The organism is Paraburkholderia guartelaensis, assembly GCF_004353905.1.
Taxonomy (GTDB): domain Bacteria; phylum Pseudomonadota; class Gammaproteobacteria; order Burkholderiales; family Burkholderiaceae; genus Paraburkholderia; species Paraburkholderia guartelaensis.
The window spans coordinates 124,918-142,294 of record NZ_SMOD01000018.1; the positions used below are offsets into that span (position 1 = coordinate 124,918).

15 protein-coding genes are annotated in these 17,377 nt (G+C 59.0%); 11 read left to right on the top strand and 4 right to left on the bottom strand.

What is annotated here, in order from left to right:
• The first annotated feature begins 1 nt into the window (after position 1).
• The 10 genes from E1N52_RS23395 to E1N52_RS23440 all read left to right on the top strand — a co-directional run bounded on the left by E1N52_RS23395 (position 2) and on the right by E1N52_RS23440 (position 9,490).
• Complete coding sequence (locus E1N52_RS23395; protein ID WP_133185106.1) at positions 2-2,674, top strand: type VI secretion system Vgr family protein; 2,673 nt, start codon at positions 2-4, stop codon at positions 2,672-2,674.
• A 2-nt stretch (positions 2,675-2,676) separates the two neighbouring features.
• The gene (locus tag E1N52_RS23400; protein ID WP_133185107.1) at positions 2,677-4,098 is read left to right on the top strand and encodes a hypothetical protein; all 1,422 of its coding nucleotides are present in this window, start codon (positions 2,677-2,679) and stop codon (positions 4,096-4,098) included.
• Entirely contained in the window at positions 4,095-4,865 is a 771-nt protein-coding gene (locus E1N52_RS23405) for a hypothetical protein (RefSeq protein ID WP_133185108.1), read from the top strand. Before E1N52_RS23400 ends, E1N52_RS23405 begins: the two co-directional genes overlap by 4 nt.
• Positions 4,866-5,208: 343 nt before the next feature.
• Entirely contained in the window at positions 5,209-5,907 is a 699-nt protein-coding gene (locus E1N52_RS23410) for a hypothetical protein (protein ID WP_246089187.1), read from the top strand.
• A gap of 88 nt (positions 5,908-5,995) precedes the next feature.
• Positions 5,996-6,283: a PAAR domain-containing protein gene (locus E1N52_RS23415; protein ID WP_133185109.1), complete on the top strand. Its 288-nt coding sequence runs from the start codon at positions 5,996-5,998 to the stop codon at positions 6,281-6,283.
• 208 nt (positions 6,284-6,491) lie between these two features.
• Entirely contained in the window at positions 6,492-7,412 is a 921-nt protein-coding gene (locus tag E1N52_RS23420; RefSeq protein WP_133185110.1) for a DUF6708 domain-containing protein, read from the top strand.
• A gap of 9 nt (positions 7,413-7,421) precedes the next feature.
• Complete coding sequence (locus tag E1N52_RS23425) at positions 7,422-7,706, top strand: PAAR domain-containing protein (protein ID WP_133185111.1); 285 nt, start codon at positions 7,422-7,424, stop codon at positions 7,704-7,706.
• A gap of 377 nt (positions 7,707-8,083) precedes the next feature.
• Entirely contained in the window at positions 8,084-8,440 is a 357-nt protein-coding gene (locus E1N52_RS23430; protein ID WP_133185112.1) for a hypothetical protein, read from the top strand.
• A gap of 47 nt (positions 8,441-8,487) precedes the next feature.
• Positions 8,488-8,910 (top strand): hypothetical protein, encoded by a 423-nt coding sequence (locus E1N52_RS23435; protein WP_133185113.1) that lies wholly within the window; start codon positions 8,488-8,490, stop codon positions 8,908-8,910.
• A gap of 103 nt (positions 8,911-9,013) precedes the next feature.
• Positions 9,014-9,490, top strand: coding sequence for a hypothetical protein (locus E1N52_RS23440; protein WP_165979432.1), 477 nt, complete (start codon positions 9,014-9,016; stop codon positions 9,488-9,490).
• A gap of 38 nt (positions 9,491-9,528) precedes the next feature.
• Here E1N52_RS23440 and E1N52_RS23445 read toward each other — a convergent pair whose 3' ends face one another.
• The 4 genes from E1N52_RS23445 to E1N52_RS23460 form a co-directional block, all read right to left on the bottom strand.
• Positions 9,529-10,476 carry an OmpA family protein gene (locus E1N52_RS23445; RefSeq protein WP_425468118.1) on the bottom strand — a complete coding sequence of 316 codons (948 nt, stop codon included), beginning with the start codon at positions 10,474-10,476 and terminating at the stop codon, positions 9,529-9,531.
• Positions 10,460-11,470, bottom strand: coding sequence for a type VI secretion system-associated protein TagF (gene tagF / locus E1N52_RS23450; protein WP_133185115.1), 1,011 nt, complete (start codon positions 11,468-11,470; stop codon positions 10,460-10,462). The genes E1N52_RS23445 and tagF overlap by 17 nt, the downstream gene beginning before the upstream one ends.
• The gene (gene tssM, locus E1N52_RS23455) at positions 11,467-15,312 is read right to left on the bottom strand and encodes a type VI secretion system membrane subunit TssM (protein ID WP_133185116.1); all 3,846 of its coding nucleotides are present in this window, start codon (positions 15,310-15,312) and stop codon (positions 11,467-11,469) included. The genes tagF and tssM overlap by 4 nt, the downstream gene beginning before the upstream one ends.
• Positions 15,313-15,444: 132 nt before the next feature.
• On the bottom strand, positions 15,445-16,302 hold the full coding sequence (locus tag E1N52_RS23460; RefSeq protein ID WP_133185117.1) for a M15 family metallopeptidase: 858 nt from the start codon (positions 16,300-16,302) through the stop codon (positions 15,445-15,447).
• A gap of 144 nt (positions 16,303-16,446) precedes the next feature.
• Here E1N52_RS23460 and E1N52_RS23465 point away from each other — a divergent pair, with 144 nt between their 5' ends.
• Positions 16,447-17,364 carry a hypothetical protein gene (locus tag E1N52_RS23465; RefSeq protein WP_133185118.1) on the top strand — a complete coding sequence of 306 codons (918 nt, stop codon included), beginning with the start codon at positions 16,447-16,449 and terminating at the stop codon, positions 17,362-17,364.
• Positions 17,365-17,377 lie beyond the last annotated feature (13 nt).

Sequence of the window (17,377 nt, forward strand, 5' to 3'; positions counted from 1 at the left end):
CATGAATCTCACTGAACTTGTTCAGGTCATTCAGGGCGGTCTGATCCAGCAGGACCGCCTGATCAAGACCGATATTCCAGCCTTGCCGGATAGTGCGCTCGTGCCGCGCAGGGCGGTTCTTTGTTCGGAGCTGGGGCGCGATTTCAGTGGCACGCTCGATCTGGTGTCCACGGCGGGCGACATCGAACTCAAGAAGCTCATCGCGCAGCCAATGACGCTGTGGATTCAGCAGGCGGACAAGTCCTATCTCCCGGTCAACGGCTATATTCATACGGCCCGAAGGCTCGGTGCGGACGGCAGCTTCACGAGTTACCAGCTGACCTACGCCTCATGGATGCACTTTCTTAGGTTCCGCAGCGACATGCGGTACTGGCAGGACAAGAGCGCCGACGCCATCATCACGGACGTATTCAACGGGCATCCGCAGGCGCGCGGCCAGTTCCAGTTCGCGCTGAGCAAGCCGCTGCCACAACGCTCATATTGTCGCCAGAGCGAAACTGACTGGAATTTTGTCCACCGGCTGATGGAGGAAGAAGGTCTGTTCGGCTTCTGGCGGCAGGCCAAGGACGGCAAGTCACATACGTTGGTCGTGACCGACGACATCCATTCGCTCGACGAGGTGTCGCCTAATCCGGTTACGTTCTACCGGTCCGGCACTGGCAGCGAAACGGACGCCTTCACGCAGTGGTCGGGCTCGCGGACGTTGCAGAGCACGGTGCATACGACGCGCACGTTCGACTACAAGACGCCGTCGTCCGCGGTCAATCCCAAAGGGACAACACTGCCGACGATGGCGAACCAGGGGAATCTGCCCGAGCAAGCTGAGGTCTATGAGTATACCGGTGCATATACATACTCGGACCAGACTCGTGGCGAGCACCTTTCAAGAGTTCATCTGGAAGAATGGGAGTCGCGTGCCAAACGGTTCTATGCGGCGGGTGGCGTTCGCGGTATGGATGCGGGACTGCGCTTCGAACTGACCGGTCACCCGGAGCACGATCACGATCCGGCGGGCCAGCGGGAATTCGCGGCAATCAAGGTGCGCCGGTACATCGAGAACAACCTGCCGCTTTCGGACCACGAAGCGAGCTTTCCGCACAGCTTGCAGAACGAACTGGCGAAGGCCAAATCCGGGCACACCGGAGAAACTGTTACCCAGGAAGACGGTTCCGCAGGTTTTTATCTGGTCGAAGTCGAAGCGCAGCGCGTGACGGTTCCGTACCGCAGTCCGTTCGAGCACAAGAAGCCAGAAATGCACCTGGAGACGGCTATCGTCGTCGGTCCGCAGGGCGAAGAGGTCTACACGGACGAACTGAACCGCGTGAAGGTGATGTTCATCTGGGACCGGCAGAATTCTGGAGATGCGGGCGCTTCGTGCTGGGTGCGGGTCGCGCAGTCGGATACGGGGGGCGGTTACGGTAGCGTTCACGTTCCTCGGGTCGGTGAGGAAGTGCTCATCGGGTATGTAGGCGGAGATTGCGATCGGCCGATTGTTCTGCATCGCGTCTACAACGGGAGCGTCCAGCCGCAGTGGCACAGCAACGGGATTCTCTCGGGCTACCGATCGAAGGAGTATTCGGGTTCGGGATTTAACGAAATGGTTCTCGACGATGCGACGGGGCAGAATCGGGCAAGGTTGTTCAGCAGTACGGGGAACAGTCTGCTTCACTTGGGGTACTTGATCGACCAGAGTGGAAATACACGCGGTTCATATCTTGGCTCAGGATTCGATCTGAAGACGGATTCGTACGGTGCGGTGCGTGCTTCGCAGGGGCTGTACGTCTCGACGCATCCTAAGCAAGCTGGCAGCCAGCAACTGGACGTGAGCGAGGCCAGGCAGCAACTCGTGGGCGCCGAGGGCGTGGTCGAGTCGATGTCGCAGGCTAGCGAGGCGCATCAGGCCGAAACTTTGAGCGACGGCCACGACGCGCTCAAATCCTTCACCGACGCAACACAGAGCAGTGCGCAGGGTGCGGCTTCGTCCGGTGGCAGAACGGCTGGAGGTGGCACCGGCAGTGCAAACGCTTTCAAGTCGCCTGTGATGCTGGTTGCGAGTCCGTCCGGTATTGCGCTGTCGACGCAAAAGTCAGTGCACTTGGCGAGTGATCAGCAGACTAACCTGGTTAGTGGACAGAGCACGTTCATCGCCAGCGGGAAATCGCTTGTAGCCAGCGCTGCCGAGAAGATCAGTCTGTTCGTGCAGAACGCGGGGATGAAACTGTTTGCGGCCAAGGGGAAGGTCGAGGTGCGCGCATATTCCGATAACGTGGAGGTCACTGCGCAAAAGGGCGTCAAGATGCTCTCGGCAGCAGGAAGCATAGAAGCGATCGCGAAGGAACAAGTTCTCCTGACCTCGGGTGGCGCATACATCAGGGTCAAAGACGGGAACATCGAGATTCATGCGCCGGGAAAGATTGATATCAAGGGCGCACAACATTCATTCGCCGGTCCAACGAGTCTTGCCGAGACATACAACCTCGAAGGCAAGAAGGCCGAAATGCGCCTCCGCTACGTCGATGCCGACGGAAACGTTCCCTTCGGCGAGCCACTCCAGCTAGCTGCGCAAGATGGCGCAACACATAGTGTTTCACTTGACGGAGAAGGAAAGGCAGTGTTGAAGAATATCGATTTCGGCTCTTTGACCGCAGTTCAGACGAAACGTGTTGGAGATTGAATATGGGCGAACGTCCGCTGGTGCAGCATACGGCCTGTATCGACCTTCCCGGGGAACCTGTTAACTGTTGGGCCGAAACAGACTTGACCGTGCTATTGCGCAAGCATCGTGACGTGATTTTCGATATCGAATTGAAAAAAGGCGCGACGTATTCGGTTGAGGCTACGCAGGACTGGATGTACGACGTCAAGAAGAAAAAGCGTGTGCAGAAAGGACAGTTCCTGGACGGCGAGCGGTACCACCTGTGGGTGGGGAGAGACTTCAAGGGTGAATTGGTACTGAGCATGAACGGCACGGTGCTCCATCGCTATTCGCTTGCAGCTCTCAATTTGCGGAGCGAAAGTAGCGATCCCAAGGTTAAGCCGGCGCCGCTAATCTTGACACTCGGGAATCAGTCCGGCTCAAAAGCGCAGGCTCAATTTACAGGTGGTCCACAACAGGGCATCAGTCTCTTTGCGAAGCCAACTACGTTAGTTTGTCGCAATACAAACGGCGAATTGCCGGGGGCGGCATGGTGGGGGGGGATGATCCCGCTGGACTTCGGGACGCAGGCGCACGTCAGCACAACTGCGTCGATGCCGGCTGCTCTGCAGGCGCATGCGGAAGAAGACTCGGTTGTTCACGTCTTTGAGGTGAGTTTGTCAAACGCACCTGCGGAGATCGTTGCGTTTGCAGAAAACGGCGGCGAAGACACGGCGCTTGACACAAACAAAATCGTCACACGCAATTGGCTTCTGGGGCAACTGGCCGGAGGGACGTCGTTCGTGAAGGATAACTTCGCGGAGTTGCGCGACCTCTGGAACCGTAGCTTCCGGTTGATGCAAATTGTGCATCCGAAGGCGGGAGCAAAGACGTATGTCGTATTCCGTGGCAATGCTGGGTTGCGGAAAGTGATTACTGGCACCCGGTATGGTGCGAAAAGCTCGAAGATTCTCGCGATTACGGCAGGTACGGGGACATTCGAATCGGCGACGGCTGCGGCATGGGAGGCCAGTAAGGGTGCATTCAAACGCGCGACCGGAATTGCGCTGGTGTTCACGATTGCACTCGATGCCGCCGAGTGGTACCACGACTATTCGAAGGTTGGCCCGGATGGAAAGCACTCGAAGGACTTGTACGATCTATTTGCAAAGATTGGTGTCGACCTGGTTGCCGCTGGGATCACCGCGGCTGTTTCGACAGCATTGGTTGGTGCAGTCACGACGGCGTTACTGTCCGCGGGTTTGATTGCCAGCGCGCCTGTATGGGCGGTGGCCGCCGCTGCGATCGGCGTAGCGGTGGCTGTAGGATATTTCATCAATCTGGCCGATAATGAATTTCACATTACGCACTGGGTTGCCGAAAAGTTGCGCCATGCAGCCAAAGCTCTGGAAGAAAGCTACCCGAAAGATTACAACGGATATCCTATGATGTTCATGCCATGACTACAACCACGAATCATTCGCAGAATGTTCTTTGGAACTTGGTGAAGAAGACAATTCCGCTGACGCTGTTCGTCAATGTCGTTTCGATCGCTATCGCCTATGGTTTTTACGCGCTGGCGTTTCGTGTGTCACTAGCGCCTTTCTGGCTAGCTACGGCGATGTTGATAGTCGCCGTTGTGGGGCCATGCGTCATTGTTTTGATCGACAGAGATCAATCGAGGCTCGTTTCCCTGGGGCTCGCGAATGCGATCATGGTGACCGCGTTTTACTTCTTTTTTGGCATCGTTTGTTTCTTTTTTTACTTTCTGTTCGCGCCGATGCCCTTGTATGCAAAGGCTGGTGGTCTCGCGCTCGGTATCACACTGACCGGCTACTGGATGGCATTTACAGCCCGAGATGTCAAAAGGGCGCTAGCGACCTCGCGCTTCGTTCAACAGGCATTTGAGGACAAAGGAAGTGTCTTGCAGTATCGGCTGCAGAGTATCTCCAAACTAGAGGCAGTGCTGAGTTCACGCAGCCCCTCTGGAAAGTTTCACATGTACTTGGTGCTGCTTATTGCGCCTCTTTCGCTCGTCATCGCGCGCATTCTGACGCCAGTTTTTGGTGCGCACGGCCCGATCTTGCTGGTCGCGCTGATTCTATTTCCCGTTTCGCAGTGGATCGCCGGAATCGGCGTCAGGCAGTATATCGTGATGATACGCTTGCCCAGAAAGCTGGAGCGCACGCAAGGGAAATTGGTCGTCGTTGTTAGTGATGACGTTCACTAATACGACCCGAAGTCGAAACTGTGTTTCGCAGCAGGTCATTTCGATCGCCGTGTGATTGTCCGCTGGACTATTTGGCGTCAGGCCGGGGTGAACCGTGCCACGTTACCGGACACTCCATGGCGACAAGACCACTGCGAACAGATCGGGAGGCGCGACGCCAACCACGATCCAATCTGGAGGCCGTGACATTGCACACAATAGCGATGATGGGCAGCGGCGCCCGGCATGCAATGCCACGGGAAAAGTTAACCGCGAAGGTCCGCATCAAGTGATGTCTGCGACAGACGACCGGCACGCGGCACCCAAGGATTTGGTGTGGCACATGGTGAGAAGAGTCATACCGATGAGCCTGCTATTGCCTTTGCTAGGTACCGGCGTTTCATACGCCGCCTATGCCGATGACCTCGCAGTCTCTGGGTGGCCATGGAAATTCGCGATGCTCGTAACTTTGACGTGCTTTTTCTCGCCCTTCATGATCTACATGATGTACCGCCGCACGAACTTGCTGTGGGTGTGTGGGCTGGTGCAGTCGATTGGCATATTTGCGGTCTATTTCTTTTTCGGCATTTTTGCGTACTTTTACTATTTCATCTTTGCGCCACTGCAGCCTCTGGTTAAATGGACGGGGCTTCTGGGTGGCATCACATTGACGTTTTACTGGCTGGCCAGCATCAAACGAAGCGTCCTTCATACGATCACGACGACTCCTTTCGTCGAGCGGGCTTTTATCGAACAGCGGTCCTACCTCGGCTTCCGGATACAGCCTGGAATGACGCTGTTCGACCGACTCCACAGTGAGCTTTTGCCGTTTCCGAAGATTTATTACTGGATCGTCTCTGGTATTGCGCCGTTTTATCTCATTTTAAGTCGACTGCTGAGTGTCAGTTTCGGAACGAACGGTGTGTTGTTTTTTCTGGCGGTGTTGGGCATGCCGGTGTCCCTGTGGTTAGGTGGGCTGCTTGTTCGCGTCTATTTCGTCATGGTCTTCCTGCCGAGACAACTCGAGAAGGAACGCCAAAAGCCGGTGTTAGTGGACGGGTAGCGAACCCCAAAGACAGTTCGGCTCAAACTCGATGTGATGCGACAGACGGCCGACATGGTCATCTTGAAACCCGAAGGCACTACAAATCATGCAACGCTTCCTGATACTCAACGGCGACAAAACCACAGCGAACGGAAGAGTGGTCGCTATGTCAACCACGATTCAACTTGAAGGCCATGACGTCGCTCACGAGGGCGATGATGTGCATTGCCCCGCATGCAACACCACGGGCAAAATTAAATGCGATGGGCCGCGGCAGGTGATGACCGCGCCAGACGGCCGCCATGCGGCATTGAGCGACGATCTCTGCATTTGTAAATGTGATCCGCCACCGAAGCTTGTGGCTTCGCAGCAGTCCATGTCCATCGAAGCATAACGCTCATTCCCGACGTAACCAACAGCGACCAATCGAGTCAAACGACGTTTGGCTATTTGAGGTTTGGCGACCTGGACAATGCGATGAGGCCAGCTTGCCAAGCAATGCACTCGAGTGTGCGTTGCCGACAAAAAATCGACAAATTCGTTTCGAGGGACGGGATGAACACAAGCAGTTTGCGCAACTGACCTCGTAAGGCGGAGCACGTATGTACGACTACATGACCAAAATTGACGTGAACTGTCCCGTCGATGAGTCGGAAGCGAAGCGTCGGTTAAACGTTCGAAAACGTGCGGCCGATAAGACGGAAGACGGATACGTCGTGTTCCGGATGAACGACGTTGTTCTCGATGTATGCAACACATCGTACCTGCAATCGGGTTGGGCGACGCTTGCATTCCTTGTCGGCTTCCCCGCTGCGATTTACGGCGGCTGGCAAGCTGTGCTGTTCACTCGATATGGTGAACTGGTACCTGTATTCTGGGCGTTCTTCGCATGTCTGGTGCTGCTTGGCGTCCTCTGCGTGGTACTTCTGCTACGGGACTGTTTTAACTATCGCCACAAAACTGTTCGGTTCAATCGCAAGAAGCGGATGGTCTATGCCTTCCGGCACAACGGCCCCGGAGGGGTGGTGGCGGTGCCGTGGGATAAAGCCTTCTTCTTCCCGCATCGCCTGTCGTCCGTTGCGATGTTTGGCGGCGCGCCAACGCTCATGCGTTGCTACGTCATGGACGACGATGGCAAGACCATCAAGGATACATTCAGTTTCGGCGTTCGCGTAGTTAATGGCGACGATGAAACGGATGAGTGGGGGAAAAAGGTGCTCGGGGAAGTCCTCGCGAATTTCGAGTTCATTCGGCAATTCATGGAAGATGGACCTGAGCATTTGGCGGTTGAGCGGTACCTGCCGGAAGGGCCTTCGTTAAAGGCGTCGTTTAGCATCTGGTTCGAGAGCTTCAAGGAAGTCGGCAGCGTTGCCAGGGTCCTGGTGACGTTGGTCGCCCTTCCGGCGGCCCTTCTTGCGATACTTCACTACATCGGGCAGTTGACGAGCCGGGAGCCTGTGTGGCCGGATGATGTGCAGCGTGCGTCGGCATCCGACGAAACCTCAGCAACGGTCATTGCGTAGGGTGCAAAGATGACTCGCAAATTCATACTGAAAGACGACAAGACCGATCACAACGGCGTCGTTATGGATGGCATCGAGGGGTCCTCGTTTTCCGGCAGACCTATGGCTTATATCGGTGCGCTGGTCATGTGCCATACCTGCAAGACCCAAGGTGTCATTGTTTCGGACGGGACTCCGCACACGCTGACTGTAATGGGAAAACAGGTCGCGCTGGAAGGCGATCTATGTCAGTGCCACTGTCAAGCCCAGCCGAAGCTCGTGGCATCGCAAGCCACGGGAACGCTTTCCGCGTGAAGCAGCGAGTTGGATAGGTAATCATTTCCCTTGGCGAAATTTCAAGGAAAACAATTTAAATTCTGCAAGATATCGGTGGCTTCGGTTCTAATATTGAGTTGCAATCTCTCGCATGGGTAGAACGCCTGGAAGGCACCCACGATCTCCATTGTTGGAGGTAAGGTGGCTTTCGTAACGCCCGATGGGAAAGCGAACGCAATTCAACTTGATCATGTGTCGGAGTCACAGGCTATCAAGCTGGAAGACCTGAATTTCGACGGCTGGGTGAATTAGATGTCAATCAGCAATGCTCTTTCCAAACTGGTTTTTTCTTCGCTTGTGTATGCTCGTCAGTGCAGGCTGAGAAGATTAGCTTTCGCCCAGTCGATGGAGTAAATGTGATGATGTCAGCGCGTGATGGGAAGGTCGCGTATAAAATAAACGATAAAGAGGGAGTGATCGAGAAAAGTATTGATGTCGACACCGAGTCAAAACTACATTTGAGTGCCGGCAACTATCGGTTCAATGGGGAGAAAGGCTTTGCGATATCATGGTTAGATGAAGGCGCGGGTGTTTACGAGGTTTACCGAATCTTCACTTACTCGAGAAGGCTGAGAGATTTTGAGGAGCAGTCTCCCGCGTGCGGAGATGAATTTTTGAATGTAAAACTTGACGGCAAAACAAGAACTATTAAAAGCATGTATTTTTCTGGAAATGATCCGGTAATTTGCGTTACAAAGTTTAAGCAAAACTGATACTTTATAGGTCTGCTCATATCCGCGAGCGTGATTCCGTGCAATTCATGAAAAGAATACTTGGTCTTCTTGTATTGATGTTCTCCGTCCCGGCTTATTGCGAAATAATCACAGAAGACTATTGTTTCGCGACGAGCGGCGACAAGCCAGTGCGTTTCGAGATGAGAACGTATTTCGACGATTCGGTCAAGTGGTCGGGCGCGTTTGTCAGGTACGAGAAATCGAAGGAACTGATTCCAGTAGTTCTGACTAGCGTCGAGACAGATGAGATTGAGAAAGGTCACCCGGCTGAATTAACGAGGAAGTGGCTCGAGATTTCGAGAGGCGTAATAACTGGTGAATATGAAATGACGAGCCGGGGAGCGAGTATAGAATCGATGTCGTATAAGGGCTATAAGAGTAAAAAGAAGTATAGTTTTGTTTTCGATGCAAACGCGCAGAGAACTGAGGGCGTGGGTTGCAACTGGTGACCCGTCGCAACAGTCCATGTCTATGAACGCATGAAAGGCGGTCCGGGTTCCGAGCGACGGGGGCCTGAAACTTGAAGTGGCATATGGCCACTGTGAGACGCAAATGTTGACTAGATTGACGTTGGCAATGGCCCTTACGTGCGGGATTGCACGTGCTGGCGAAGCGGTCGTCTCGTGTGATACTTCATCCCGCGTCGATATAATCCGGCCGGGCATGATTTCCGTCGTTGGGAAGAACGGGAACCCTGTAAGCGTCAAGATTAATCATCAAGTCGAAGGTGGAAAATTCAGCCCTGACGGCAAGTATCTGGTGTTGTACGGTCAACCGTTGAAGGTAGAGCCGAGAAATGCTCAGGTTACGTTCCTCACGCTCTATGCGTTTGGCGGAGGAACGAAGAAAGGGTTCGCACGAACTTATGGAGCGGGGATCTATTCCGCAGACTTCAGCGCGGACGGAAAATACCTCGTTGTCTCCTCGGTATCTGCCATCGACGTTCTTGATATCGCGAGCAAAAACTTCGAAGCTCACGATCCAACTTACGTGCCGTCGTTCTCGATGGACGCGTGCAACAAGCATTGACGGGCGCATCCATTCAGGTTGCGCCCCGGCTGAGTTGCCTACAACCCCGCCCGAAACTCAATCCGCCGATTCCTTGCCCGCCCATCACTCGTATCATTCGAAGCAATCGGCTGATCAGGACCCACACCCGTCGCCGTCATCTGTTGCGGCGAGATCCCCTTGCCGACGAGATACCCTTTAACAGCATCGGCGCGCGCCTGGCTCAGCGCAATGTTTGAAGTGCGATTACCTGAGTTGTCCGTATGCCCGATGATCGCCACCGTGCGCGTGTTCATCTTCACGAGCACGGCCGCCATCTGGTCCAGGATCGCGCGGCCTTGCGGCGTGAGCGTCGCGCTGCCAGTTTCGAATTCGATCGTGCGATTCGCAAGCGTCTGGTCGAGCAACCCCTGTTCGGACGCGCTCACACGCAACCCATTGCGAATCGTATAGGTTGGATTCAGCGCGATGGCCATGTCGCTCGCGATCTGCTGGCGCGTGGCCTCGTTGCCTACCTCGCCGCGCATGTCGATCTGCGTGCCGTCGATCTTCAGTTGTCCTTTGTGGATCTGCTTGAGCTGCGCATTGAGCAGCTTCTGCACGTTGTCCGACCAGTTGGGCGGCGTGGCGACGTCGCCCACTTCGATCTGATCCACGACGTTCGCCGCGCCATAGGTCTCGCGCAGACGCGCGAGCACAGCCGCGTGCGTGGCTTCGTCGGGCACCTTGCCGCCTGCCACGACCTGACCGGGCGCCGTATCGACAGGCGCGGGCGTGGACGTGGCGGTCGAGCGGGGCACAGTGGCAGCAGTAGAGGACGCCGGGTTCGCCGCAGGAAGCTCAGTCGTGCTGACCTGCGCGCCGCTGTTGTTCACGGGCGTCACGCGAGCAGGGCTCGCATCGTCGGCCCACGCATTCGCGCCAGCGAACCCGAACACGCCAGCCGCGAGCGCCGCAGCCATCGCCGTACGCACGGGAACGCGCGTCTGCTTATCCGCGCCGTGCATGTCCAACCTCCCCAACGAACGCTTCCTGGAACGTGTCGATTGCAAGACGCAGCGACAGTTGCGGCTGATCGAGGTAGCTGACGAGTTTGCTGATGCCATGGTCGCTTTGTGCGTGACCGTCGATCCATTCGGGATCGTCGATATCGATGTTGTGGGCGGCGTAGGTTTGCGGATCGACCACGCTGTGCAGGGTCCGGGCCGATGCGCCGTTGAAGCCGACGATGAGCCGTTCGCGCTGCGCGATGGTGCCGATGAAGATAGCGAGTTCGAAGTCCGCCTTCGAAACGAACGGCGCGATCAGCTCCAGCCAGAACGCGGCCACGAGGCTGCGGTAGAACGGGTCGGTCGGCAGCGGCAGCGTGAGGCCGCGCTCCAGATGCGAGGAGCCGCTCGTCATCACGGGCCGCAGCAGCGAGCCGAGCGCGAGCATCGCGCCGCGCAGGCGCACGGGGTGGCCGCTCGCGAGCAGCATCCGCTCGAGGCCTTCGAGCGTCTGGTGTTCGACGAAGTCGTTGAAGGTGCCGTCGTGCGGGTTGCCCACGCCGCCTACGTCTACGGGCACCTGGGTTTCGCCGAGCGCATGCAGAGCACCGGCGGGTTCGCTCGCGCCAAGGAGCGGCTGCATTTGCTGCGCGGCGCGCGACCACAGCCGCGCGAAGGCGAGCGGGCTGCGCGCGAGAAAGGCGAGCGGCTGCTCGACTTCGAGCGCGGTGGCCGCGAGAAACGGAAAGCGCCGCGACGACTGGTCCTGGCTCGCCACCATGTGCCCCGCGATCGCGAGCTTGCTCTGCGAGCCGAGAAACGCAAAGTGCATGGGTTGCGCTTCGCCATAGACGATCTTCCAGCGCGGATCGTCGGCGAGCAGTTCCATCGCCTGTGCGATCCAGCGGTCCAGTGTCTGCAGCAACTGCGGATTGTGCGCACTCTTGACGAAGTCGCCGCGCGACGGAATCTTGCCGAAGTACGCGATCTGCGCCTGAACGGACTGCGTCATTGCGCGGTTCCTCCTGTCTGAGTGGGGGCCGCTGCGGCCACGGCGGCGGGCGTAGCGCTCGCGCTGGCCGCGGGGTTGGCGGCCGCGTTGTTCACCGTCCCGACGCTTGCGATCGAAGAGGGCAACTGCACGCCGCTCAAGCCCTGCTGCTGCGGCGCGTTACCGCTCGCGGCCGTGGGCTGCGAGGTGCTGACGATGCGCATGCTCACCGATACGGTCACGCTGCCTTGCGTCCACGAAAGGTCGAAGGTGCCGTCCGGATGGCGCGTGCGCTGCGCCGAGTTGATGAGTTTCTCCAGACCGTAACGTCCCGGCTCGTTGACGAACTGGATCGTGCGACCGTCGAACGTGGTGGCCGAGAGCGTCGCGCCAGGCGCGCCTTGCGGATTGGGCCAGACGAAGTTCGTCCACTGCGGCGGCGTGTTGCGGTAGCGCAGTTGCTGTCCATCGATGGCAATCGTGTACTCGGTCGTGCCGCTCGAAGGCTGCGGCAGGATCTGGAACACGGTCTGCGGCTCGGACGAGCCTTGTCCCGCGCCTGCCGCGCCGCCCGCAAGCGGGGCCACCCAGCGTGCGAAGCCGGTCGTGAAGTCGGGCGTGAGCGCGAGGCCCATGTCGCCCCAGGTGCGTGCGGAGAGCGTGTCGCCGCGGCGCACGGCGAGCGGCCCGAGGGTCGTGCCGACGAACTTCGAGATCGCACCGTCCGGCCCGAACATCTGGGCGATTTCGCTTGCGCCGGCCTCGATCTTTGCGCTGCCCGCAAACGGGTACTTGTTCGCGAGCGAAGCCTGGAATGGTTGGTACACCTGCGCATTCCACACCTTGTTCACTTCCACGCTCGCGGGCTGGATCACCACCGCGTAGGCCTGCATGAGCGGGCGCACGAGCAGCGGGCGCAGCGCCTTCTTCTGCGCGTCGGTCAAGCCCGTGAGCATTTGCTCGTCGACGAACTTGAGCGAATCGGAAAGTTCGGAGCCGTTGCCGTCCAGCGTTTGCTGCATGAGCTGGCGCGCGCCCGGTCCCGGGTCGCCCTGATTCTTGATGACGTTAAGACGCGTGCGCACCTTCGAGAGCGAATCCATGTAGCCGCCGAGCAGCGACGCGTTGTCGTGCGTCACGACCATGCGGCCCAGACCCGCGAACGCCTGGCCGATCGGACCCATCGTAGGCTCGACCGGATTGCCGTTGAGGTCGAGATTAGCCGTGGCAGTGTTGCCCGACATGCGCGAGAACCATTGTTTCACCCAGCCCGTCACGCCGCTCTCCGCGCGCTTGATGCTCACACTCGCGAGCGACGGGTTGTCCCACGAGGTCTGGTCGTACGCGGTTTCGAGGATCTTGCGGATCGGCGAATCCTGCGGGTCGCCCAGGCGATTCATCGCATCGACGGCCTGGCCGAAACTGCCGAAGTCCTGCACGGCAATGCCCTGCATGAACTTCTGCCAGTTCTGCGCGTACTCGGTCTTGTACATCGACACCAGCGCCTTCTGGATCTGCTCGGGGCTGCCTTCGAGCGTGAGATCGTCTTGCGCCGAGGTGTTGAGCACCCAGTCCTTCGCTTGCAGTTCCTTCGTCGCGGCGTCGCGGATCGCGGGCTGCACGTACTGGAACCATGCCTCGCGCGTGAAGGTGCCGGAAATCGCGTAACTACCCGCAATCAGCGAGGTATTCGTGTCGCCGACAATGCGCGCAACTGTCATGGGCGCGAAACGCGTGGAGGCGCGCGCCTTGATCTCCTCGTACACACGCTGACGAGCCGGCATGCCGCGCACCACGTGGCGCAGGTTTTCGCGCGTCTGGTCGACGAGCGCGAGGTTCGCGTCGATCATCGGCCAGTCGTCGTCGGATACGCGCGCGAGGTAGAACGTGATCATGCGCTCGGCGCTCTTGATCATCTCGTCGCGAGGCATGTTGCCGCGATTCGTTTCGAGCCAGCCGCGCCAGAAGCGCGCGATCTGGTCGGTCAGGTGCGCGGCCTCGACGTGACGCTTGTCGGAGAGCATCAGGTAAGTCTTGAGCGCGTTATAGGCGTCTTCGACGCTCGTCGGCGAGGCGGCGCTATAGAGGCCGCCCTGGCTGCCGCTCGCCATCGCCGTGTGCGCCGAGACGGGAATCGCACCCGAATCGGGCGTATGCGACATCGGCGCGAGCAGTTCGGGATGCGCGTCCACATCCTTGAGGAACGAGGCGAGATTCTGCGAGACGGGCGTCAGCATGATCTGCCGTACGCCGCTGTAATACTCCTCGAGCAGATGCTGTTCGAGCCGGTCGCCCTGGTAGAGGCCGAGCGAAACGGCGAGCGGGCGGTCGCGGCGGAACTGCTCGAGCTGCTCGATGCGGTCTTCGAGAATGTCCATGGCCTGCAGGCGCGACTGCAGGTCGTTGCGGTTCTGCTGGAGGCGCTCGACGTTGTCGAGATCGGCCTGCACATTCGCCACGAGTTGCTGGTTGCCGATGGTCGACCACGTCCAGCCGCCCAGCGCGAGCGCTAGCACCGCGACGAAGCCGAAGAACGTGGCGTAACGCAGGCGCGTCTTGGCGGGGCTCGCGAACTGCTTCACCGTTTGCCGGTCGGCGAAGATCACTTTCGAGAACAGGTCGCGCAGGAAGAAGCCGTTCTTCGAGAACGCGCTATGCGGCTTGGGCAGCCCCTCTGCGGAGAGCACGAAGCGGTTGGCAATGCGCTGCGCGGCAGCGCTGCTCGTTTCGCCTTCCTGCAGCGCGCTCGTGAAATAGAAGCCGCGGAAGATCGGCTTGTACTGGAACGGGTTGTTCTCGAACAGCGTGGCGAGGAACGCCCGCAGTGCCGGCTTGATCGCCGAGAATTCGAGTGGGAAGCTCAGTTGTCCTGGCGAGAGCTGCTTGCCGCGGCTGAGCGACATCTGCGCGATGCTGATTTCCTTGAGGCCTTCGTAAAGCTCCTCGAAGCGCTCGTCGAACAGCGCGACGATATCGCGCTTCTCGTCCGGCTCGTAGGGCAGGGTAGCGCCCCACACGCGGTCGTACTCCTGGCGGTCGTTGCTGCTGAAGAATTCGGTGAAGCCGGTAATCAGGTCGACCTTCGTGAACATCACGTACACGGGCGCGAACACTTCGAGCTTTTCGGTCAGTTCCTGCACGCGCTGGCGCAGGTTCTTCGCGAGATTGATGGCGAACTCGGGGCGGTTGCCCGTAAGTTCCGCGATGCTCGCGGTGACGATGATGCCGTTGATGGGCGCCTTCGGACGATGGCGCTTGAGGAGGCCAAGAAAGCCGAGCCATTCGCTGCGGTCTTCCTCGTGGACAGAATAGCGGCCCGCCGTGTCGAGCAGGATGCCTTCGGTCGTGAAGAACCAGTCGCAGTTGCGCGTGCCGCCAATGCCGTGCACCACGGCGTCGTGCTTGTCGGCGAAGGGGAATTGCAACCCCGAGTTCAGCACGGCGCTGCTCTTGCCGGCCGCCGGATTGCCGATGACGATGTACCACGGCAACTCATACAGCGCCGAGCCGCCCGAAAGCTGGCCGATCTTCGAGGACTTGATGGTCTTGACGGCGTCGACGAGCCGCGTGCGCAGCACATCCAGCTCCGCCTGCCTCGCGGGGGCGGGTGCAGGCTCTCCGCTGTCGGTCTGCGCCTGCTGCTCCAGCATGTCGCCGAGCTTGCGGTTCGCGCGCCGCACGCGCGCGCGGCGCCAGAGCCAGAACACGAGCCAGATCGCGAACAGCGCGCCGAGCACGGCAGCGGGCCAGACAGGGCTGATTTGCAGCGCATCGGCCGCGATGAACAATGCGGCCGCGAGCGCGATCACGCCGACGACAGAGAGCGTGCGCGTGTTTGTCAACACGTTGAAGAAGCGTTGCATAAGCCGTTCAGGTCCTGGTGCCTTGGGTGCTGTTTGTAGTGATGTGCGGTGTCGTCACGCAGCAAGAGGTTTTGCCGCCCGGCAGAATGAATGAACGCCCCATAAAACTCCCCATTTATTTCCCGCCGCGCCTCATTTAACAATTGCCGGCGCGCGACCCAGAACGAAGCCGGGTTTGTGATATTCGACGTGGCCCAGGTCCATCAATTTCCAGCGTCCGCCCCAGGTCAGGCCAACCTGCTCGGCCACCTGGCCGTATAACTGGTAACCCCGCATCGCCCAGGGATCTTTTTCTGAAATGACGAGCTTGCCGTCACGCAGAAATGCGTTATCGGCCGCGAGTCCATATTGGTGATAGCTTTGGAAAGCTGCCGCATTTGTCACATTACCGCCCAATTGCGCCAGCCGGTTTTGCCGCTCGGGGCTGCGGTAACCCTCCAGTAGTGCCATTTCATAACCGTATTGCTCGCGCATGATTTTGTAGACGAGCAATAGCCGCGTGCGGAAATCGGCGTCCAGCAGATTCCAGTCGCGGCTTGCGTCGTGCAGCGCGGGCCGCACCTGCTCGACCTCCTTCGTGTCGAATACCTCGGGAGGCAGCGGCGGCGGTGGAACCAGCTGCTCGCCGTTCAGCAAGGCAGCGATTTTTTCGTCCGGCACTCGGGGCGTGTCATCGTATTGAAATAACTGATGACCGCGCAATGTAAATGCAATGAGCGGCGGCGTCGCAAGAATACCTGTGGTAATGGAAATCAGCAAGCGCCGCCTGATGAGTATATTTTTCATATCGGCCATTCTCGAATGAGAAATTTTTGCCGACTTAAAGAGCTGACTCCGGGCGTGAGTGGCGCTTGCTGAAGCGCGGCGCATAATTAAATTATGCAATTCGAATAACGTGCTGAAAAGCGATGCGCGTACGGCGGGCAGCAGCAATAGTGCGGCCAGTGGTACGGCAATGGCAAAATAGGCGACGAGAGCAATGGCGACCAAAAGCGAACCCGCGGAGTGGCAATTGTTTTTTGTAATGCTTGATTTTAGAATCAGCGCTGCCCGAAGTTGGGCCGCCTCGTATTATTGCGGTGAAACAGGCTCAATTCAATGAGCACAATGAGCACGATTCCAAAGAGACAGTGAATGAGTGCGCCGGACAACTCTACCCCCAAAGCTGCGCCCAGCCTCCTCGCCGACACGCCTGCCAGCGTGCCGGGCACACAGCCGGGCGGCTCGCGCATCCTCGCGAATCTCGAGGGCCGCGTCGTGCCGCCGGCCACGCCGCCGGGCACAGTGCGGCGCTCGCGCGCGCCGATGCTGGTCGGGGCGCTGGTTCTGATCAGCGCCGCCGGTTTCGGCGCCTGGCGTGTGGCCGAGCGCAGCGCGCCGGCGAACGCCGAGACGCAGGCGGCTGCCCACGCAGTTGCCCCGAGTGTTGCCCCCGCAGGCGCTACGCCAGCCGTTGCAAACGCGGCGAGTGCGCCCGATACGGCGTCGGCTTCGCACGCCGCTACTATCGTGAGCGACGACGATAGCGCCGACAACGCGAAGCCCACACCCGATGCCGTTGCGTCGGCAACGGTGCCCGACGACGGCCGGCTTTCGCGTGCGTTGGCCAATGGCGCGCGCGATGCCGGTGCGAGCGCGCCGGCGGGCGGCGCCGCGCCGCTTGCGAGCGCGTCCGTGGACGCGAATCACAAGCACCCGGCCAAGGGCGCCGAAACCCGGCACGAGGCGAAGGGTGGCGCGCATGCGGGGAACGCCAACGCGCAAGCGCTGGCGAAGAAGCGGCATGATGCGCGCTCAGGCGGCCAGAAGGATGACTCCGATGTCGACTTGCTAGCTGTGCTCGTTGCCCGCACGAAGCCGGGCGATGTCAAGGACGCGTCTTCGCACTCTTCGAAGCCGGCGGCAAGCAAGCTCACGCTCGCGCAGCAAGTCAAGGCGTGCGGAGAACAGGGCTTTTTCGAAGATCAGCTTTGCCGCTGGCGCGTGTGCGACGGGCATTGGGGCAAGGACCCTGCGTGCCCTGCGGCGGCGCGTGCGAGCACGGAGCATTGAGGCGTTAGGGCGC